This window comes from Sphingomonas aurantiaca (genome assembly GCF_003050705.1).
Lineage (GTDB): Bacteria > Pseudomonadota > Alphaproteobacteria > Sphingomonadales > Sphingomonadaceae > Sphingomonas > Sphingomonas aurantiaca.
Genome location: NZ_QAOG01000001.1, coordinates 153,657 through 172,899, shown reverse-complemented (window position 1 = coordinate 172,899; position 19,243 = coordinate 153,657). Strand labels below are relative to the sequence as shown.

The 19,243-nt window shown below is 67.7% G+C and carries 18 protein-coding genes and 2 tRNA genes; 2 read left to right on the top strand and 18 right to left on the bottom strand.

The window, feature by feature from the left end:
- Nucleotides 1-17 precede the first annotated feature (17 nt).
- Nucleotides 18-1,487 (bottom strand): Y-family DNA polymerase, encoded by a 1,470-nt coding sequence (locus tag C8J26_RS00795; RefSeq protein ID WP_244185166.1) that lies wholly within the window; start codon nt 1,485-1,487, stop codon nt 18-20.
- A complete protein-coding gene (locus C8J26_RS00790; RefSeq protein WP_244185099.1) occupies nt 1,456-2,325 on the bottom strand; it encodes an ImuA family protein in 870 nt (289 codons plus the stop codon). The genes C8J26_RS00795 and C8J26_RS00790 overlap by 32 nt, the downstream gene beginning before the upstream one ends.
- 128 nt (nt 2,326-2,453) lie before the next feature.
- Here C8J26_RS00790 and C8J26_RS00785 point away from each other — a divergent pair.
- Nucleotides 2,454-2,528 (top strand) — tRNA-Gly (locus C8J26_RS00785).
- 349 nt (nt 2,529-2,877) lie between these two features.
- On the opposite strand, the gene C8J26_RS00780 is transcribed toward C8J26_RS00785, so the two are convergent.
- From C8J26_RS00780 to hisG, 12 genes are all read right to left on the bottom strand, one after another.
- Nucleotides 2,878-2,953, bottom strand: a tRNA-Phe gene (locus tag C8J26_RS00780).
- Between the two features lie 53 nt (nt 2,954-3,006).
- On the bottom strand, nt 3,007-3,192 hold the full coding sequence (locus C8J26_RS00775; protein WP_107956354.1) for a DNA gyrase inhibitor YacG: 186 nt from the start codon (nt 3,190-3,192) through the stop codon (nt 3,007-3,009).
- Nucleotides 3,192-4,151, bottom strand: a complete 960-nt coding sequence (locus C8J26_RS00770) for a ribonuclease (RefSeq protein ID WP_107956353.1) — start codon at nt 4,149-4,151, stop codon at nt 3,192-3,194. The genes C8J26_RS00775 and C8J26_RS00770 overlap by 1 nt, the downstream gene beginning before the upstream one ends.
- Nucleotides 4,144-4,710 carry a Maf family protein gene (locus C8J26_RS00765; protein ID WP_107956352.1) on the bottom strand — a complete coding sequence of 189 codons (567 nt, stop codon included), beginning with the start codon at nt 4,708-4,710 and terminating at the stop codon, nt 4,144-4,146. Before C8J26_RS00765 ends, C8J26_RS00770 begins: the two co-directional genes overlap by 8 nt.
- 78 nt (nt 4,711-4,788) lie before the next feature.
- A complete protein-coding gene (gene infA, locus C8J26_RS00760) occupies nt 4,789-5,007 on the bottom strand; it encodes a translation initiation factor IF-1 (RefSeq protein ID WP_031441079.1) in 219 nt (72 codons plus the stop codon).
- Between the two features lie 214 nt (nt 5,008-5,221).
- Entirely contained in the window at nt 5,222-6,697 is a 1,476-nt protein-coding gene (locus tag C8J26_RS00755) for a DNA-methyltransferase (RefSeq protein ID WP_107956351.1), read from the bottom strand.
- Nucleotides 6,698-6,813: 116 nt separating this feature from the next.
- Nucleotides 6,814-8,778, bottom strand: a complete 1,965-nt coding sequence (locus C8J26_RS00750) for an alpha/beta hydrolase family protein (RefSeq protein ID WP_107956350.1) — start codon at nt 8,776-8,778, stop codon at nt 6,814-6,816.
- Between the two features lie 206 nt (nt 8,779-8,984).
- Entirely contained in the window at nt 8,985-11,141 is a 2,157-nt protein-coding gene (locus C8J26_RS00745; RefSeq protein ID WP_107956349.1) for a sodium-translocating pyrophosphatase, read from the bottom strand.
- A 91-nt stretch (nt 11,142-11,232) separates the two neighbouring features.
- Complete coding sequence (thiL, locus tag C8J26_RS00740) at nt 11,233-12,126, bottom strand: thiamine-phosphate kinase (protein WP_107956348.1); 894 nt, start codon at nt 12,124-12,126, stop codon at nt 11,233-11,235.
- A 114-nt stretch (nt 12,127-12,240) separates the two neighbouring features.
- Nucleotides 12,241-12,696 carry a transcription antitermination factor NusB gene (gene nusB / locus C8J26_RS00735; protein ID WP_107956347.1) on the bottom strand — a complete coding sequence of 152 codons (456 nt, stop codon included), beginning with the start codon at nt 12,694-12,696 and terminating at the stop codon, nt 12,241-12,243.
- A gap of 221 nt (nt 12,697-12,917) precedes the next feature.
- Nucleotides 12,918-14,213 (bottom strand): histidinol dehydrogenase, encoded by a 1,296-nt coding sequence (gene hisD, locus C8J26_RS00730; RefSeq protein WP_107956346.1) that lies wholly within the window; start codon nt 14,211-14,213, stop codon nt 12,918-12,920.
- 130 nt (nt 14,214-14,343) lie between these two features.
- A complete protein-coding gene (gene hisG, locus C8J26_RS00725; protein ID WP_207223200.1) occupies nt 14,344-15,012 on the bottom strand; it encodes an ATP phosphoribosyltransferase in 669 nt (222 codons plus the stop codon).
- Between the two features lie 46 nt (nt 15,013-15,058).
- Between hisG and C8J26_RS00720 the strand changes: the two genes are divergently transcribed.
- Nucleotides 15,059-16,159: a DUF2332 domain-containing protein gene (locus C8J26_RS00720; RefSeq protein WP_107956990.1), complete on the top strand. Its 1,101-nt coding sequence runs from the start codon at nt 15,059-15,061 to the stop codon at nt 16,157-16,159.
- A gap of 36 nt (nt 16,160-16,195) precedes the next feature.
- Here C8J26_RS00720 and C8J26_RS00715 read toward each other — a convergent pair whose 3' ends face one another.
- The 4 genes from C8J26_RS00715 to C8J26_RS00700 all read right to left on the bottom strand — a co-directional run bounded on the left by C8J26_RS00715 (nt 16,196) and on the right by C8J26_RS00700 (nt 19,108).
- Nucleotides 16,196-16,675 (bottom strand): RcnB family protein, encoded by a 480-nt coding sequence (locus C8J26_RS00715; protein WP_107956345.1) that lies wholly within the window; start codon nt 16,673-16,675, stop codon nt 16,196-16,198.
- Between the two features lie 126 nt (nt 16,676-16,801).
- The gene (locus tag C8J26_RS00710) at nt 16,802-17,677 is read right to left on the bottom strand and encodes an alpha/beta fold hydrolase (RefSeq protein WP_107956989.1); all 876 of its coding nucleotides are present in this window, start codon (nt 17,675-17,677) and stop codon (nt 16,802-16,804) included.
- A 142-nt stretch (nt 17,678-17,819) separates the two neighbouring features.
- Nucleotides 17,820-18,719, bottom strand: a complete 900-nt coding sequence (locus C8J26_RS00705; protein ID WP_107956344.1) for a pirin family protein — start codon at nt 18,717-18,719, stop codon at nt 17,820-17,822.
- 5 nt (nt 18,720-18,724) lie between these two features.
- Nucleotides 18,725-19,108, bottom strand: a complete 384-nt coding sequence (locus C8J26_RS00700) for an NUDIX hydrolase (protein WP_416366555.1) — start codon at nt 19,106-19,108, stop codon at nt 18,725-18,727.
- Nucleotides 19,109-19,243 lie beyond the last annotated feature (135 nt).

Genomic DNA, 19,243 nt, shown 5'->3' with positions numbered 1-19,243 from the left:
GAGGCGATCGATACGCATCACGCGAACAGGCCGTGGAGATACCAGCGCGGCGTCTCCACCTCCGAATACAGCCCGTGGCGGAAGATCCAGAAGCGGCGGCCGCGCCGGTCCTCGATGCGGTAATAATCGCGCGTCGGGATATCCTCGCGCCGCCACCATTCGCCCGCGATCCGCTCCGGCCCCTCGCTATGCGCGACGTCGTGGACGGTGCGGCGCCAGCGAAAGCGGTGCGGCGGTCCGTCGGGGACCTCGGACATCATCGATTCGATCGGCTGCGGCGGATCGAACAGATAGATCGGACGGAGCGGGGGCTCGCCCTTTTCGGGGGTGATCCATGCGGTCGGGGCAGGGGTCTCGGCCGCCGGCAGCATCAGCTCGGCCTGTTCGGGAATATGGCTGTCGCGCGCCGAGAACCGGCGTACGCGAGTCCGGCCCAGCCGCGTGCTGAGCTGGTCGACGAGCTGCGCGACATCGCCCCGCTGCGCCTCGCCGCCCTCCAGCTTCAACTGCGACGCATCGAGCGTCTCGGCGAGCGCGACGTCGAGCCGGAGCAGGTCGTAGCCGAACCCGGGATCGAGCGGATCGGCCAGGCTGTCGATCCGCTCGCGGAACAGCCGCATCAGCAGCGCCACGTCGCGCGTCGGCTGGCCCGTCTCGATGCGCAACCGCTGGACCAGGCCGTCCGCCCGGAACAGCCGCGCTTCCCAGCGCCGGCCGCCTTCATGGCGCTCGGTCAACTGGACGTTCGCCTCGGCCGCCAGTTCGGCCAGTATCTCCAGCGCATAGTCGGTCCGCGTGATCGGTTCGGCAAAGCGGCGCTCGACGCCGATTTTGGCCACGGTGCGCCGCGCGACGATCGGCCCCTTCACCGATCCGTCGAGCCGGCGGATCATCATCGCCGCCTCCTCGCCGAACCGCGCGGCGATGACGCTCAGCGGGCGCGCCATCACGTCGCCGACCGTCTTCAGCCCGGCCCGGCACAACGCCGTCGTCGCATCCTCGTCGAGCCCGAGTGCGGCGACCGGCAACCGCTTGACCGCGCGCTTTTCATCGGGGGCGGGCGCACCGGCATAGCGTGCCAGCGCGCGCGCCGTATCGGGCGTGTCGCCGAACGCGTGGCGTACCAGCAGCCCGCGCCGCGCCAGCCGGTCCTCGAGATCGGCGGCAAGCCGGCGCTCGCCCTCGAACTCGTGCACGCACCCGGCGATATCGAGGATCAGCCCGTCGGGCGCGTCGAGCGCGACCGAGGGCGTATAGCGCTGGCACCCGTCGGCCAGCCGCTCGAGCCATTCGTGATCGGCATGCGAATCATGGTCATAGACTTCGAGCTCGGGAACGCGCGCGCGCGCATCCGCCAGCGTCAGCCCCGGCTCCAGCCCCGCGCGCACCGCCGCGCGGTCGAGCGCCTTCAGCCGGATTCCGCCCGCCACCGTCTCGACAAAGGCGACCGGGGTCTCATCCCGTCCGACGAACAGATGCGGCCGCATCGTCCGCAGCCGCTCGATCGGCAGCCACGGAAACACCAGCGCGAGATAGCGCCGCGGGATCCCCGGCTCCGATCGGGACGACGGCGAGCGGGGCGTCTGCGGTGTCGCCGGCGGCGGTTTCAGCAGCGAGTTTGTTGAAGATATACGTGTCACGGTCCCACTCCACACGCCAGCGAAGCCCGGCCTGGCCTCCGCGTCGACGCAGCAATTCGATATTGAAGGCAGGCTTGCCCGGTGCATCGGCCTCCAGCGGCCGCGAGCGAAGCGCGCCGACCTGCCAGCGCGTCGCCGCCGCGCTCGGGACCGGGTCGGCACCGATCCGCAGGCTCAGGATCGTCACGCCCGATGCCTCGGCCGCCAGCATCAGCCGCCGCGTCGCGGTCAGGTCGATCTTGGGCGCCCGACCCCAGGATTCGATCAGCAGCATCCCCAATCCGGGGCACCGCGCGGCATCGGCCGCGGCGCGCAACAGGCTCGCCTCGTCCTCGACCACGCCCAGCACCAGCGACGACACGTCGAGACCGATCTCGACCAGCCCGCCGGCATGCAGCCGTCCGCCCTGGCGCTCGCTCGCCTCGGTACGCAGCCACATCACCGGCGCCGCACCGCCCACCAGCGCACAGGCGACCGCGAACCCCGCACCGCAGGCGGCGTCGTCCATCGTCGCGAAAACCTCGTGCAGCTGCGCGGGCGGCATACCCTGTGCCAGCCAACTATCGGCGGACCGGTCGTCGGCCTGAATCGGCATTCCCATCGTGGCGATCCGCTTGAGGCGGGCGATCAGGGCGGACGACTCGTTCACGGTGTTCTTGTAATGTTCTATGGGTCGAGTCTCCAAGCGGAATCTCGTTTCGACAGAATTTCACATTAAAGTCGAAAAGGTGCTTGCCGATCTCGAAACCCCGGGCTAACAGCGCGCCTCACCCAGTCACCGTGTCGCTTCAGACCGGAGACATAGGCGCCAGAGCGGGCGTAGCTCAGGGGTAGAGCACAACCTTGCCAAGGTTGGGGTCGAGGGTTCGAATCCCTTCGCCCGCTCCAGTTTTCCCACTATATTGGGAAGGCTGACTGTCCATCCCGAGGATGGCTAGCGTAGTGGTGTCACCACAAACATCTCCATTCTCCCAGTCATGACCTGCGGGCTTCCATACGTGATGGTTTCGTCGTCGATGATCTCGACGCGATCGACCGCATGCCTGGTGTTAGCGACGCGGTCCCTCCCGACAGTGTCGTCGCAAGTCAGCGACACTCGCCGATAGAGAGCCACGCAAAGCGAACTGCGACGAGTTGGCAGTACGGTGATGAGAACGCGCGGGGAGGGGCTGTACGAGCGTCTGGCTCGGGCGCTGCCCGGCGAGGCTGTCGCCCATTCAAATCGCTAGAAGAAAAATGGTGCCCGGAGACGGGGTCGAACCGCCGACACTGCGATTTTCAGTCGCATGCTCTACCAACTGAGCTATCCGGGCACGTCCGGTCTGGGACCGGAAGAGGGTCCGACCTTGCGATCGGAAGGGCGCGTTTAGTCGGCGTCTTCGGCGCTGTCCAGCCCCGTTTGCGAGATTGCGCGTCCGGGGATGCGATAGCCTTCGCCGAGCCACTGCAACAGATCGCGATCGCGGTGCCGGCTGGAGCAGAACGGCTTGTACGCAGGCACCGCGGGCTGGTCGCAGATCGGGCATTTGACGGACGTGGTGGTCGTGGACATCATGCGCTCTCCAGTTCGTGGACGACGCCCGTGCGGCGTGCGAGTTCCGCCAGCCACTCGGCGCGCGCCATGAGGCGTGCGTGGACGCTGGCAGGCAGCGTGTGGCGGCGCGACGCGGTCGGCGGGGTCCGCTCGAGCGTACGCAGCGTCGCGCGCACCGCGGCGCCGACCGGATCGGCGCGCAAAATCTCGGGGATCGACGCACGCGGGCGCGGGCAGACGATCTGCAGGAAGCCGAAGCCGTTCATCGCGGTGCGCTCGAAGGGGGGCGGCAGCGATTCGTCGATCGCGGCGGCGACGGCGCCGCGTTGCACCTTGCCGGCGATGGTCGGAAAATCGATGCCGATCGATCCGCCGATCCCGTGCCGGCGAATCGCCCGCGCAACCGCGTGCGCGGCGGCGATCGCCAGCGCATCGAGCGGCGGCGCGCCGTCGACGTCGAACAGCGTCATCGCCGGCGTCGGCGACAGGCGCAGCGCGCCGAGCGGAAAGACGATCTCGCCGCTCATCGCCTCGTCGAGCAATTCCGACCAGCCCGCTGCCTCCAGCGCATCGGATTCGTGCGCGCGCGGGCTGAGGACGGGCAGGCCGGTCGCCACGAGGCGATCGTACAGCGTGGGGGCAGGGCAGGGCGTCGAATCGCTCGGGACCGTCTTGGCGAGCTTGGCACGGCCGGATTCGGGCAGTGCCTCGCGGACGATCTCGACGGTCAGGCTGGCGCCTTGCGTGATTCCGGGGGGAAGGTGGTTGATCAGCGCGTCGCCGCCATCGAGCGTCACGCGGCCACGCCGACCCGGCAGCAGTTCGACGAGACGCGCGCGGGCGACGAGGCCGACCTTCAGCGCGCTATCGTCTTCGAGCTCGATCGCGGCTTCGATAATCCGGTCGTCCTGCACCAGCGCAGCGCGTGCTTCGCCGATGCCGGCTTCGTAGAGCCACACGGGCCCTGCGTCAGGCAAGCGCGACGCCAGCGGTCTTCAACAGCGCGCGCGTTTCGAACAGCGGCAGGCCGATAACGCCCGAATGGCTGCCCGACAGGAAGCGCACGAACGCCTCGGCGCGGCCCTGGATCGCATAGCCGCCGGCCTTGCCGAGCCCTTCGCCGCACGCGATGTACGCGTCGATCTCCGCGGCCGAGAGCGGCTTGAACGCGACGACCGTGTCGGCGATCCGGGTCCGCACCTTGCCCGCCGCGTCGATCACGCAGACCGTGGACAGGCAATGGTGGCGCCGGCCGGACAGCTTGCCGAGCAGGTCGCGCTGGATCTCCACCGTGTCGGCGGGGGGCAGGATACGGCTGCCGAGCGCGATCGTCGTATCGCCGGCGAGCACGATCTCGCCCTCGGCGCGCGCGACCGCGCTGGCCTTCTCGATCGCGAGGCGCAGCGCATAGGCGCGGGGTGGTTCGGCCTTGCGCGGGGCCTCGTCGATGTCGGGGGATGCCACGCGCGACGGCACGACGCCGAGCCGCGCGAGCAGGTCGCGGCGGCGGGGCGAGGAAGAGGCCAGGACCAGCATTGGTGCCTCGTTATGAAGCGGTGCGTGCCGGGGCACGCGCCTTATGATCTAAGCAGGGGTGCGGGTGCACACACGCGCTTATTTGAAGCGGTAGGTGATGCGACCCTTGGTCAGATCATACGGTGTGAGTTCGCACAGCACCTCGTCGCCGACCAGCACGCGGATGCGGTTCTTGCGCATCTTGCCGGCGGTGTGACCGAGAATCTCGTGGTCGTTTTCGAGCTGAACCCGGAACATCGCGTTGGGGAGGAGTTCCACCACGCGGCCGCGCATCTCGAGCAGTTCTTCCTTGGCCAAATATAATCTCTGAATTGGGGGAATTTCGGGACGAGCGCCCTTACCGCAGGTTCGCGAAAAAGGAAAGCACGGCCGAAGGACGGTCACGGGCCCGATGCCCATGGCCGCTGATCGAACTGTAAATATCGTCGTCCGGTACGCGGGAAACAAGGGCGCGCTATGCAACCCTTCGTCAGGATGACGGCGCGATTGCGATCACGACAGTCCGGCGCACTCACAACAGGCTCGCCTGATACACGGTCGCTTCCCGCGCGGCGCGACGGAAGGCGGCGCGGTCGACATTGGGAATGCGCGGACGCAGGCCCTGGAACAGATCGGCGAGAGTCAGGATCTGGAGCTTGGGAAACGTCTCGTCGACACCCGCGCGGTAGATCCCCACCGCGGCGGCGCGGCGCTCCATCTCGCGCGTCGGCTTGGCGTTCATGATCAGGATGCCGATCGGCGCCTTTTCGCGCGCGATCGTCGCGGCGAGCGTCTCGACCATCGCGGTGTCGGGGTTGAGCCCCCCCTTTACCGACACGATCGCGCGGTGCGTGACCATCTTGCCCGATGCGACGTCATGGTCGTTGAAATAGATCAGCCCGTCGATCCCGCCGTCCGCGCCCTTCTTCCGGCCGCCGAACGGCAGCGCATCGACCATCGACACCGCCCACCACTGGAACTGGTATTTGTCCCTGAGCGCGAGGTCGTAGGCGGAGGCGAGATCCTTCGGCGTGCCTTCGACGGTAAAGGTGACGGCGGGAAACGCGTCCTTCATCCGCTTTTCGATCAGCGAGATGGCGAGGTGCGTGACGTCGATTCCGATCCATTGCCGACCAAGTTTTTCCGCCGCGTGGACCGCGGTGCCGCACCCGCAGAACGGATCGAGCACCACGTCGCCCTCGTTGGACGACGCCGCGATGATGCGTTCGAGCAGCGCCACCGGTTTCTGCGTGGGATAGCCCAGCCGCTCCTTGGAGACCGGCGCGATGATCGGAATGTCCCAGACGTCGTTCATCGCGACGCCCAGCGAAACGCCCGATTCCAGCGTCGGATTGCGGACACCGGCCGCGGTGAACGTGACCTTCTGCAGCGCGCCCTTCCACCGCTTTTGCGAACTCGGTGAGGGCGGTACGGTGAGCGTGTTGAACAAATTGCCCGATTCGCGCTTGGTGTAGAACAACAGGCAATCGTGCATTCGCTGGAAGCGGTGCGATACCGACGGCCAGCGACGATAGCTCCAGATGATCTCGTTCTGGAAATGGCGCTTCCCGAACGTCGCATCGAGCAGCAGCTTCAGATAATGGCTCGCGGTCGGATCGCAGTGGAGATACAGGCTGCCGGTCGGTTTGAGCACGCGGTGCAACTCGAGCAGGCGGACCGCCATCATCGCCAGATACGCCATCATGTCGTTGTCGCCGAGGAACCCGCGCATCGCGTTCAGCAGGTCGAACGCCTTGGTGTTGCCGCTCCGCTGGACCTGGTCGAAGGCGTCCTCGGCGCGTTCGTTCCAGTGCCAGGTGTCCTCGAACGCCTCGATCTGCGCGTTGGAGGATTTGCCGTCGGGTTCCTTGAACAGGATGCCGTAATTGGCGTTCGAATTGAACGGCGGGTCGAGATAGATCAGGTCGACGCTCTCGTCGGCGACTTCCTTGCGAAGGACGGCGAGGTTGTCGCCGTAGAAGAGATGGTTTTCGGGCCGGTTTCGCATCGCTGGAGGATGCCGGGGCAAACCGGCGTTCGTCCAAGCGAGATGCATCCGTCGTCGATGGGTTTGCTCCGTACTGGCGCTTTCGCGGCGGTGGCCGCGTAGAATCCGGGCGGTGGCTACGCCGGATTATACTTGGCCAGGAACGCCCCCATCGCCTTCAGGAACTCCAGTCGGTCCTCGGCGCGGGTGAAATGATGGTCGCCGAGCGGCTGTTCGATATAGTCATAGGGCTTGCCCGCCTCCTTCAGCGCCGCGGCCATCATCCGCGACTGCTTCACCGGGACGCGCTTGTCCTCGCGGCCGTGCAGGATCAGGATCGGGATCGAGAAATCGGCGGCACCGAACCGCGGCGAGACGCTGCGGTAATCGGGCGCCTGCTTCTTCAGCCAGTCGCCGCGCGTCTTGCCGTACAGGAACTTGCCGTCGTAGCGCTGCATCGCCTGCAGGTCGGACACGCCGGCATAGGAGATGGCGCAGCGATACAGCGCGCCGTCGCGCTGCGCGGCGCGCATCGCCGCATAGCCGCCATAGGAAGCGCCAGCCATGCAGACGCGCTTCGGGTCGGCGATGCCCTTCTTTGCAAGGTCGATGATCGCGTCGTTCAGATCGTCCTGCATCTTGAGGCCCCATTGCCCTTCGCCGCGTCTGGCGAAGACGGTGCCATAGCCGGAGGATCCGCGATAATTGGGCTGGACGACCGCATAGCCGGTCTCCGCCAGATATTGCGCCCACCAGTCCCAGTCCTCGGAATCGCGCGCGAACGGGCCGCCATGCGGCAACACGATCAGCGGCAGGGCCTTGGGGCTGCGGCCACGCGGCAATGTCAGCAGCGCCTCGATCTCGACGCCGTCGCGCGCCATGTACCGGATCGTCGTCACCGGCGACAGCATGCGCCCCTTCAGATCGGTGTTCTGCCACGAATAACGCTGCATCGATCCGTTGGCGGGATCGTAGAAATACAGCGCGCCGGCCTGTGACGGCGATCCGACCTGGACCAGGAATTTTGACCGGGTGCGATCCCAGGAGACGATCCGCGCGCGCCGCGTGCCGACCGCTTTGTCGACGGCGTCCTGGATCTCCTTCAGCTTCGGGTTCAGCCAGATCGTATGGCCGAAGCGATCGGTGACCGTGATGCCGTCGATATCGTCGCCGGTCGCGTTCTCGACGATCCCGTCGACATCATAGCCCTCCGCGCCATACAACTTCTTCCCGAGCTTCAGATCGGGCAGCGAAACCTCATAGATTTCATCACGCCCCCCCGAATCATCACTCGCGATCGCGCTGCCGTCGGCGCGAAAGGTCATGGGGATGACGATGGTCTGGCTGCCGCGTGCGGAGGCGATCACCTTGAACGGATCGCGGTTCGTACTGCGGTAGAGCAGGGCCTTTTTTCGCGAATCGTCGTCATAGCGATAGCCCATCCGGACGACGCCCGCGCCATCGGCATACCAGTCGAAGACGTTGCTCTGGCCGCTGGCAATGGTCTTCGTCCGGCCGGTTGACAGATCGACCTCGGCGACCTGCGGATACCATTGGCTTTCGCTTTCGATGCCGGTCTGTCGGGACAGCAGGATGCGCGGCGTGCCGTCGCTTGCCGTCCACAAGACGTCGTCCGCGCGGACACCGGAATGCGTCCAGTCGATCCGGTTGACCTTGGTCATGTCGGCTTTGACGCCCAGCGTGCGCGTGACATAGATGTCCTCGCCGTACAGCACGTCCTGCGAACCGACGCCGACCGCCAGCCAGTCGTCGCCGACCCAGCGCCACCAGTTGATGTCGACGGTCGCCCCGACCTTCACCGCGGCCATCTTGCCGCCGGGGAACAGCGGCGCGACGACGAGCACCTGCTGGCCGCCGATCGCCATCTTGGCGGCGATTCGCGTACCATCGGGCGACATCTTCGGGTTCTCGATGCCGGGGAGCTTGGCGAAGGTTTCGACTGGGACGCGGGCGTTCGTTGCGGCAGGCGTTGGCTGTGCGGTGGAGGGGGCGATGTCCCGTGTCGGTGCGGGGACTGCGGTCTGTGCGGCGATCATCGCCGGAACCAGCACGCCAGCCAGCGTAAACATGCGCCACGTCATACATCTCTCCCCCCGGCCATCCCCCGACGACCGATCGCACAGACTATCGCGTTCGATCACCGGGGCAAGAGGCGCAGGCGGAATGGCCCCGTAGTGCTGCAAGGATCCTGTCGAATTCGGTCGAGGTTACGCCTCTCTTTCGCGACGGGCGGGGCGCGGCACGAGGGCTGGATCCCCCCGGCCGCGCCCGGCCCGTGTCACGCGGGTCAGCCGACTGCGCCGCCGGCCAGCGCCGCGAGCAGCAGCAAAGCCACGATGTTGGTGATCTTGATCATCGGGTTCACCGCGGGGCCGGCAGTGTCCTTGTAGGGATCGCCGACCGTGTCGCCGGTGATCGCGGCCTTGTGCGCTTCGCTGCCCTTGCCGCCGTGATGGCCGTCCTCGATATATTTCTTGGCATTGTCCCACGCGCCGCCGCCGCTGGTCATCGAGATCGCGACGAACAGACCGGAGACGATCACGCCGAGCAGCATCGCGCCGAGCGAGGCGAAGCCGGCTGCCTGGCCCGCGACTGCGGTGATGATGAAATACACCGCGAGCGGCGACAGCACCGGCAGCAGCGAGGGCACGATCATCTCGCGGATCGCCGCCTTCGTCACGAGGTCCACCGTCCGCGCGTAATCGGGGCGACTGGTGCCGAGCATGATGCCGGGATTGGTGCGGAACTGCTCGCGGACTTCCTCGACGACCGCGCCGGCGGCACGACCGACCGCGGTCATCCCGAACGCGCCGAACAGATACGGGAGCAAGGCGCCGAGCAGCAGCCCAACGATGACATACGGATTGCTGAGGCTGAAATCGACGGTGACGTCGGGGAAATAGGTCGCGAGATCGGTCGTGTACGCGCCGAACAGCACGAGCGCGGCGAGCCCCGCCGAGCCGATCGCATAGCCCTTGGTCACCGCCTTGGTGGTATTGCCGACCGCGTCGAGCGCGTCGGTCCGCTGGCGGACGTCGTCGGGCAGGCCGGCCATCTCGGCAATGCCACCGGCATTGTCGGTGACGGGGCCGTACGCGTCGAGCGCGACGACCATCCCCGCCTGCGCGAGCATCGCGGTGGCGGCAAACGCGATGCCGATGATCCCGGCGAGCTGATAGGCGACGATCACCGCGACGACGATGACGAGCGTCGGTAGGGCGGTCGATTCGAGGCTGATCGCGAGGCCCTGGATGACGTTGGTGCCGTGGCCGGTCTCCGACGCCTTGGCGATCGACTGGACCGGACGATGGTTGGTGCCGGTGTAATATTCGGTGATCCACACGATCAGCCCGGTCACGACGAGCCCGATCATCATCGACCAGAACAGGTCCATGCCGGTGAAGCTCTGCGTGAGCGACGGTGCTGCCTGCGTCGTCAGGTCGTCGGTGGCGGGATCGAGGAAGCCTGCGCCGCCGATCACGCGGTGGAGGTCGCCCAGCACATATTGCGTGGCGAGATAGATCGCAGGGATCGACAGGACCGTCGAGGTGAAGAAGCCCTTGTACAGCGCCCCCATGATGCTGCCGCCGCCAAGGCGGACCATGTACGTGCCGATGATCGAGGTGACGATGCACACGCCGCCGACGAGCAGCGGGAGAGTCATCAGCCGCATCAGTTCGGCGCCGCTCGCCTGGATCAGCAGCGCGATCGAGATCATCGTGACGCCAAGCGTGACGACATAGGTCTCGAACAGATCGGCGGCCATGCCCGCGCAGTCGCCGACATTGTCGCCGACATTATCCGCGATGACTGCGGGGTTGCGGGGGTCGTCCTCGGGGATGCCCGCCTCGACCTTGCCGACGAGATCCGCACCGACGTCTGCCGCCTTGGTGAAGATGCCGCCGCCCAACCGCGCGAAGATCGAGATCAGCGATGCGCCGAACGCGAGCGCGGTCAGTGCCTCGACGATGATCCGGTCGTTGGGCGCGTGGCCCGCGGGGCCGGTGAGATACCAGAAGAACGCGCTGATCGCGAGCAGCCCGAGCCCCGCCACGAGCATGCCGGTGACCGCGCCCGATCGGAACGCCATCGTCAGCCCGGCCTGCAGCGACGTGCGCGCGGCCTCCGCGGTGCGGACGTTGGCGCGGACGGATATGTTCATCCCGACATAGCCCGCGACGCCCGACAGCACCGCGCCGATGACGAAGCCGATCGTCGAGATCCGACCGAGCGTGAACAGCAGGATCGCCGCGACGATGACGCCGACGATCGCGATCGTGGTATATTGGCGCCCGAGATAGGCCTTTGCGCCCTCCTGGATGGCGGCGGCGATGTCCTGCATCTTGGCGTTGCCGGGGGAGGCGGCGAGCACCTGTCGACTCGTGACGAACCCATATAGGACGGCGATGACGCCGCAGATCATGGCCAAATAGACGGTCGTCATACGGCGCTATCCCTTTTCCAGTTCCTCCTCCGGTCTCGGCTTTGCCGAGTCCCGATGTCACGAGCCTATCAGTGCAGGGCTATTGCGCAAGTTATCCCCGCGGGGCGTGCTCATAGCCTAGACTTGCCGGGAGCGGGACGGGCGTGCCCGAGTCGTGGAGGGTAAGGCCCGCGCCGGACGAGAACGCGCCGATCCGCGTCGCGTCCGTGACGAACTCTTCGGGCGCGGCGAAGAGGAGCTGATAATCGTCGCCCGCAGTCGCCGCCGCGATCCGGTCGCCCGAGACTGCACGATAGGCGGCCGACAACGGCACGGCGGCCAAGTCGATCGCCACCGCGAGCCCGCTCGCGCGCGCCATCCGCGCGGCGTCGATCAGCAGGCCGTCGGAGACGTCCATCATCGCGTGGACATGCGGCGCGAGGATGCGGCCGTCGGCGAGGCGGGGCTGCGGGCGCCGGTACGCAGCCAGCAGTTCGGGCGGGCCTTCCTCGCCGAACGCGATGGCGAGCCCTGCGCCGGCGTCGCCGATCGTGCCGGTGACGTAGAGCGCATCGCCGGCGCGCGCACCGCCCCGCGCCGGCGCGGCGGCGTCGCTGCCGAATGCGGTGACGGTCAGGATGCGCGGCGCGCCCGGCGGCAGCGTGACGGTATCGCCACCGATGATCCGCGTGTCGAAGGCCGCGAGGATCTCGGCGATCCCGTCGAGAAAGGCGCGGTCCCACGCGTCGTCGCGCAAGGGGTAGTTGAGGAGGATCCCTTCGGGGATCGCCCCCTTGGCGGCAAGGTCGGAGAGATTGGTCGCGACCAGCTTCCACGCGACGTCCTGCGGCGGATCGCTGGGCAGGAAATGCACGCCTTCGACCAGCGTGTCGGTGGTCACGACGAGCGGGCCTGCGTCGAGCAGCGCGGTGTCGTCGTTGAGACTACGCGCCGCCGGGTGGAGCGGGAGGCGGCGGAGCGCGGCAATGAACTCGGCTTCGGTCATGGTCTGCTCCCTCTCCCCTCCGGGGAGAGGGCTGGGGTGAGGGGCCGTTCCAGGCGCCGCACTGCTTGGCAGCCCCTCACCCCGACCCTCTCCCCGGCGGGGAGAGGGAGTTCCTCAGGCGCGAACCTCTTTCGCGATGCCGTCGAGCAGGCCGTTCACGAAGCCCGATTCGCGCTTGTCGTAGAAGGCATGCGCGACGTCGACATATTCGCTGATGACCGCGGCGACCGGCACGTCCTTGCGTGCGAGCAGTTCGTACGTGCCGACGCGGATGATCGCCTTCATCGGCTTGTCGAGACGGGCGAGCGTCCAGCCCTTGGCGAGCTTACCCTCGATCAGCACGTCGATCTCGCCCGCGCGCGCGTTGGCGCCGGTCACGAGGTCGTCGAAGAAATCGACGTCGGCCTCGGCATATTCGACGTCTTCGATCGTCGCGCCGAGCCGGTGCTGGTGGAATTCGTTGAGCAGGACGGGCATCGCGGTGCCCTCCATCTCATGCTGGTAGGTCGCCTGGACGGCGGCGAGACGCGCGGCGGCACGCGCCTTTGTGCGGGGGGCGGTTCTGGACATAAGCGGTTGCCTGTACGCGCGGGGGGCTTGCGTGTCAGCCCTTAGCGTCTCGCCTGTGTCTAGGCGAAGAAGATTGGTTCACGCGGAGACGCGGAGATGCGGAGACGCGGAGGTGTTGCGTGCGGCGCAGCCGCTCCGATCTCCTTGTTGGCCTTTGATCGGAGGGCCGCTGCGCGGCGAGGTAGACACCTCCGCGTCTCCGCGCCTCCGCGCGAACAAAATCAGTGGTTGAGGCGAAGCCGCAGCGCCACTGATTTGGCATGCGCGGGCAGGCCCTCGGCGTTGGCGAGCGCGACGGTCGCGGGGCCGAGTTCACGCAACGCGGCTTCGTCGAGCGCCAGGAAGCTGGTGCGCTTCATGAAGTCGAGCACCGACAACCCGCTGGCGAAGCGCGCACGGCGGCCGGTCGGCAGGACATGGTTCGGCCCCGCGACGTAATCGCCGATCGCTTCTGGGGTGTAGCGGCCGAGGAACACCGAGCCGGCGTGGCGGATGCGGTCGAAAAAGCCCTGCGGATCGGGGATGGCGAGCTGGAGATGCTCGGCGGCAAGACGGTCGACGAGCGGGATTGCGTCCGCCAGCGTATCGACGACTACGATCGCGCCGTTGGTGTCCCATGCGACGCGCGCGACGGCTTCGGTGGCAAGATCGCGCAACTGGCGGTCGACCGCGTCCGCCACCTTGTCGGCGAAGGCGGCATCGTCGGTGAACAGGATCGACTGCGTCGTCACGTCATGCTCGGCCTGGCTGAGCAGGTCGGCGGCGGTCCATTCGGGATCGTTGAGCGCGTCCGCAACGACGACGATCTCGGAGGGCCCGGCCACCATGTCGATGCCGACCACGCCGTAGACCTGGCGCTTGGCTTCGGCGACCCAGGCGTTGCCGGGGCCGGTGATGACGTCGACCGGTTCGATCCGGCCCGCGCCATAGGCCAGCGCGGCGACGGCCTGTGCGCCACCGACGCGCCAGACTTCGTCGACCCCGGCGAGATGTGCGGCGGCGAGGACGAGCGGGTTGATCTGCCCGTCCGGGGTCGGCGTGACCATCGCGAGACGGCCGACGCCCGCGACCTTGGCGGGGATCGCGTTCATCAGCAGCGACGAGGGGTAGGCGGCGCGGCCACCGGGGACGTAGATGCCCGCGGCGTCGACCGGCAACCAGCGCGCGCCGAGCCGGACGCCCGCGGAGTCGACCGAGTCGCTGTCGAGCGGCCGCTGTTTCTCGTGATAGGCGCGGATGCGAGTCGCGGCGAGCTCGAGCGCGGTGCGCAACTCGGGGTCGAGCGCGTCGAACGCGGCCTTGCAGTCGGCGGCGTCGATCTGCCAGCCGGTGCTCTCGAGGTCGTGGCGATCGTGCTTGTGCGTGAGGTCGCGGATCGCGGTCTCGCCATCGCGACGGACGGCGGCGATGATCGCGGCGACATCCTGCGTGACGCCGGCGTCGGATTCGCGGCGGTCCTCGACGAGCGCGGTGAAGCGGGTCGCGAAGTCCGCGTCGGTCGTGGAAAGGCGGATCACTTGCCCCCCTCCCGCATGCGGGAGGGGTTGGGGGTGGGCACGCGCTCACCGCGGGCGTTACGCTGGAGGATAGCGCGAGCCCAACCCCCAGCCCCTTCCCGCTTGCGGGAAGGGGAGCAGAATAGCGCTGTCATGCTGCAATCTCCTGCGACTCGACCGCGCGGCGGAACGCCTCGACCAAGGGCACGACCCGTGCGCGCGTCTTCATCGCGGCGCGGTTGACCACGAGGCGGCTGGTGACTTCCATGATCGTCTCGACCTCGACCAGGCCGTTCTCGAGCAGCGTGCGGCCCGACGAGACGAGGTCGACGATGCGCGGCGCGAGGCCAAGCGTCGGTGCCAGCTCCATCGCGCCGTTGAGCTTCACGCACTCCGCCTGGACGCCGCGGCCTGCGAAATGCGCCGCGGTCACGTGCGGGTATTTGGTCGCGACGCGGACGTGGCTCCAGCCGCGCGGATCGTCCTTGGCCGCCATCGCGGTGGGCTCGGCGACTGACAGGCGGCAGTGGCCGATGCCGAGGTCGACCGGCGCGTAGAGTTCCGAGTAGCCGAACTCCGCGATCACGTCCGAACCGACGATGCCGAGCTGCGCCGCGCCGTGCGCGACGAAGGTCGCCACGTCGAACGCGCGCACCCGGATCAGCGAGATGTCCGGATCGTTGGTCGCGAAACGCAGCGCGCGGCTGTTCTCGTCGGAGAACGACGCTTCGGGATGGATGCCTGCGCGCGCGAGCAGCGGCAGGGCCTCGGCGAGGATACGTCCCTTGGGGACGGCGATAATGATCTGGGAGTCAGGCACGCGCCGGGCTTTACGGGTGGGGCTTGGCGGGTGCAACAACCTGCACATGGCAAATGAACCGGCAAACCGCGCGTGCTTCGACATCCAGGCGGGCTATTGCACCGCGATGGACGCGCCGGTGACGGCGCGGGTCTGCACGGCGCTGGCGCACGCGCTCGATCGCGACAGCGCGACGGGACGGCGGGCGCTCGACTGGGCGGGCGAGCCGGTCGCCGATGCGCTGGCATTGCGTCTGGTCGGCGGCCTGCACGCGCTGCACCGCGCGGGTGTGGACCCGGCGCTGTCGGCGGTGTTCTCTGGCGCGGAGACCGACCCGACGCGCGTTGCGGCCACGGTGAAGGCGACGCTCGTCGCGCAGGATGCGGCCTTGCTGCCGTGGCTCGACGGGCCGCCACAGACCAACGAGGCGGCGCGGTCCGCCGGCATGATGACCGGGATCTTGCACCTGGCCGAGCGATACGGGCCACGGTTCGAGCTGCTCGAGATCGGATCGAGCGCGGGGCTCAACCTGCTGATCGACCGCTATCGGTTCGACCTTGGCGGCGTGGCGGTCGGGCCGTCGGCATCGCCGGTGACGATCCACCCCGAATGGCGGGGTGCGCCACCGCCAACCGCGCCGGTCGCGATCGAGTCGACGCGCGGCGTCGACATCCATCCGGTGGATGTCGACGATCCCGCCGCCGCGGCGCGGCTCGAAGCGTATGTCTGGGTCGATGCGGTCGAGCGACAGGCGCGGCTCGCGGCGGCGATCGCGATGGTGCGTGAGGGGGGCGTCGATCTGGCGCAAGGCGAGGCGGCGGACTGGGTCGAGGCGCGGTTGGCCCAGCCGCAGCGCGAGGGCGTCACGCGCGTCCTGATGCATTCGGTGGTGTGGCAATATCTGCCCGCGACGTCCCGCGAGCGGATCCGGATCGCGATGGACGCGGCGGGCGCGCGCGCGACGGTCGAGCGACCGCTGGGCTGGGTGATGATGGAGCCCAATCGCGATCTGCACCGGCACGAGGTGCGCGTACGCGGTTGGCCGGGCGAACGAGCGATGGACCTGGTGGCGCTGACGCATGCGCATGGCGCGTGGGTCGAAGGGCTCTCCGCTCCCTATGAGACGCGCGATTACCTCATGCGGCGCGGCGCGTACGAGAAGGGTTGAGCCGGCCGGGATCGCTCCCGGCCGGCATCGATCGGCTCAGTAGAAGAAGCCGTTGTTGACCTGTGCGACGCGGCCGTTGCGCGTGTCGACCAGGACGACGTCGCGGCCGTAGCGGACCCAGCGCTGATAGCCGTAAGCCGGACGCGCGAGGCGGTACGTCTGATAGTCGTTGATCCAGTACTGACGGCCGTAATAGTTCGGCGCGAACTGGTAGCCGACGTTGACCGGGCGATAGCGATAGCCGCGCGGGCCGACATAGGCGGGGCGGCGATAGACGTTGGCGTGGCTACGACGATAGTCGCGCCAGTCCTCGCGGCGCTCCTGACGGTCTTCGCGCAGCTCGCGGCGGGCTTCGCGGATGTCGCCGCGGTCGCCATAGCGGCGTGCCTGCTGGAGTTCGCGCTGGCTCTGGCGGACTTCGCGCTGATCGCGGCGGACTTCGCCGTAGCTCTGCGCGGTGGCGAACGTGGGAACCAAGGTGGCGGCGGCAACGGCCGCGAGGATCATCTTACGCATGACTGCTCTCCTGTCTTCGACGCCGTATCAAACGGCATGACAGGGGTTTTGCTCCCTCGCCGCTGAATGCTTTCAGAATGCGGCTGTCAGGAAGCAGACAGGTGATGGCAGGGGCGCTGGCGGCATTCAGATCCCCCAGCGGCGCATCGCGGCGATCACCGCCTCGGGCTTCTCCCAAGGTACGAAATGCCCCGCATCGACCTTTTCGATCGTAAGCTCGGGCACATAGTCGGCCAGATCGAGCTGGCTCGGCAGCAGCGCGGTGTCGCGCATGCCCCAGATGACCAGCACCGGCATCCGCATCGGCGGGAAGGGTGCGTCGAGAAAGGCGGGGCGGGGCGGGGTCTCGTCCATCGCGGGTACAACGATCGCGCTCGCGCGGTACCAGTTGAGCATGCCGGTGATCGCGCCCGGCTGGCCCCATTCGTCGAGATAGGCGGCCTTGTCCTCGGCCATCGCGGCAAGGTCCGCATGCTTGGAAAAACTGGTGTCGAAGAAGGTTTCGAGGCCGATCGACTCGATATGCCGTTCGAGATCGGGGTTGCGGAAGGCGCGGATATACTGGCTGGCAGCGCGCTGTTCCAGGTCGTCGAACATCGTCCGCTGGAAGACGAGCGGGTGCGGCGCGTTGATGATGATGAGCCTGGCGATACGCTCAGGGTGCCGCAACGCCGCCATCCATGCGACCGCGCCGCCCCAGTCGTGACCGACCAGCGTGAAGCGGTCGATCTTGAGGTGATCGGCGAGCGCGATCAGGTCGGCGACGATATTGTCGGGGGTGTAGCTCTCGACGCCGTCGGGTTTCGACGATCGCGCGAACCCGCGTTGATCGGGCGCGACGACATAATGATCGCGCGACAGGTCGGGCGCGATGGCGCGCCAGGTGCGGTGCGATTCGGGGAAGCCGTGGAGGAGGATGACGGGCGGGTTCGCCGGATCCCCGGTGATCGCGACATCGAGCGAGACGCCGGTGGACAGTGCGATGCGTTGCAGATCCGTCATCATTCCCCTCCCGCTGGCGGGAGGGGTTAGGGGAGGGCCTACCCGCTCGCGCCGCCCTTTGATCATGCCCTCCCCCGACCCCTCCCGCAAGCGGGAGGGGGGAAGAAGGCGCGATCCACCTCCCCCTGGCGGGGAGGATGGGTCAGGGGTAGCTGACCGTCTTCGGGACCGCGGGGATTTCGATCCATTCCTTTTCGTCACCGGGCACCTTCGGGAAATTACCCGCATTCCAGTCGCGCTTGGCCTGTTCGATCCGGTCGCGGTTCGAGCTGACGAAGTTCCACCAGACGTGGCGCGGCGTCGTGAACGCATCGCCGCCGCACAGCATCGCGCGCCCGCCGGTCGCCGAGCGGAGCGTTGCCGATATGCCGGGCCGCAGGACGTAGAGTACCTGCGGTTCCAGCTTCACGCCCTCCAGCGTCGCCTCGCCCATCGCGAGATAGATCGCGCGTTCCTCCGCCGCCGCGTCGATCGGCACGCTCGCACCCGGATCGAGCGCGATGTCGGCGTAGATCGTCCCCGAATAGGTGGTGGTCGGCGCGGTCTGGCCCCAGAGGCTCCCCATGATGATCCGCGATCGCGCGCCGTGTGCCTCGATCACCGGCAGCTGCGCCTTGGTGACATGCTCGAACGCGGGATCGATCTCCTCGACCGCTTCGGGCATCGCCAGCCAGGTCTGGATCCCCGACAAGGTCGGCCCCCCGGCGCGCTCGTCGCCGGGCGATCGTTCGGAATGGACGATGCCGTGGCCCGCGGTCATCAGATTGACCGCGCCGGGCTCGATCCGCGCCTGCGTGCCGAGCGAATCGCGGTGGTCGATCGCGCCGTCGAACAGATAGGTGACGGTCGACAGGTTGATGTGCGGATGCGGGCGGACGTCGATGCCCGAACCGACCTCGAGATGCGCGGGGCCCATCTGGTCGAAGAACAGGAACGGGCCGACCATCGTCCGTGCCTTGTTCGGCAGCGTGCGGTGGACCTTGAACCCGCCGAGATCGTGCGTCGAGGGCAGGATGGTCTGAAGGACGAAATCATCGAGCATGTGCGCTATCCCTTGGCAGGTTCCGAGGCGTCGAGAAGGTCGACCAGGTCTGCTGGATAGATGGTTTCGTCATGCGCGGCGATGTCGTTTCGGGAAAACCAGCGGTGACCGACGAGCAGTTGCTTCTCCTGTTCGGTGAGATTGCCCGCCTTCACCTCGCAGCGGTCGACGTCGATCCGGAAATAGCGTTCGTCGGCGGTCACCGCGACGCCGTCGAAGGTCAGGAAGTCGATCGTCCGCTGCGCGACCTCGGGGCCGCAGTCGATGTCGAGGCCAACCTCCTCCCAGAGTTCGCGGCGGGCGGCGGCGGCGTAGCTCTCGCCCGGATCGACCGCGCCCCCGGGCGTGCACCACAAGGGCGGGCGATCGTCGGGGGTGAAGCGGAACATCAACACGCGGTCTTCGCCGTCGACCAGCAGGATGCGCGCGGCGGGGCGCGGGGTTCTCACAGCCCGATGCACCTCCCCGGCGAAGGCCGGGGTCCAGTTGGAAAGGTCGATGTGGCGACGGGCTGCCCATCGTTA

Excerpts from the sequence above, each read along its gene's own strand:
- C8J26_RS00795 (WP_244185166.1), bottom strand. The coding sequence starts at position 1,487 with ATGCGGCCGCATCTGTTCGTCGGACGGGATGAGACCCCGGTCGCCTTT.
- C8J26_RS00775 (WP_107956354.1), bottom strand. The coding sequence starts at position 3,192 with ATGTCCACGACCACCACGTCCGTCAAATGCCCGATCTGCGACCAGCCC.
- C8J26_RS00765 (WP_107956352.1), bottom strand. The coding sequence starts at position 4,710 with ATGCTGGTCCTGGCCTCTTCCTCGCCCCGCCGCCGCGACCTGCTCGCG.
- C8J26_RS00755 (WP_107956351.1), bottom strand. The coding sequence starts at position 6,697 with ATGCGAAACCGGCCCGAAAACCATCTCTTCTACGGCGACAACCTCGCC.
- C8J26_RS00750 (WP_107956350.1), bottom strand. The coding sequence starts at position 8,778 with ATGACGTGGCGCATGTTTACGCTGGCTGGCGTGCTGGTTCCGGCGATG.
- C8J26_RS00745 (WP_107956349.1), bottom strand. The coding sequence starts at position 11,141 with ATGACGACCGTCTATTTGGCCATGATCTGCGGCGTCATCGCCGTCCTA.
- thiL (WP_107956348.1), bottom strand. The coding sequence starts at position 12,126 with ATGACCGAAGCCGAGTTCATTGCCGCGCTCCGCCGCCTCCCGCTCCAC.
- nusB (WP_107956347.1), bottom strand. The coding sequence starts at position 12,696 with ATGTCCAGAACCGCCCCCCGCACAAAGGCGCGTGCCGCCGCGCGTCTC.
- C8J26_RS00720 (WP_107956990.1), top strand. The coding sequence starts at position 15,059 with ATGGCAAATGAACCGGCAAACCGCGCGTGCTTCGACATCCAGGCGGGC.
- C8J26_RS00715 (WP_107956345.1), bottom strand. The coding sequence starts at position 16,675 with ATGCGTAAGATGATCCTCGCGGCCGTTGCCGCCGCCACCTTGGTTCCC.
- C8J26_RS00710 (WP_107956989.1), bottom strand. The coding sequence starts at position 17,677 with ATGACGGATCTGCAACGCATCGCACTGTCCACCGGCGTCTCGCTCGAT.
- C8J26_RS00705 (WP_107956344.1), bottom strand. The coding sequence starts at position 18,719 with ATGCTCGATGATTTCGTCCTTCAGACCATCCTGCCCTCGACGCACGAT.
- C8J26_RS00700 (WP_416366555.1), bottom strand. The coding sequence starts at position 19,108 with ATGTTCCGCTTCACCCCCGACGATCGCCCGCCCTTGTGGTGCACGCCC.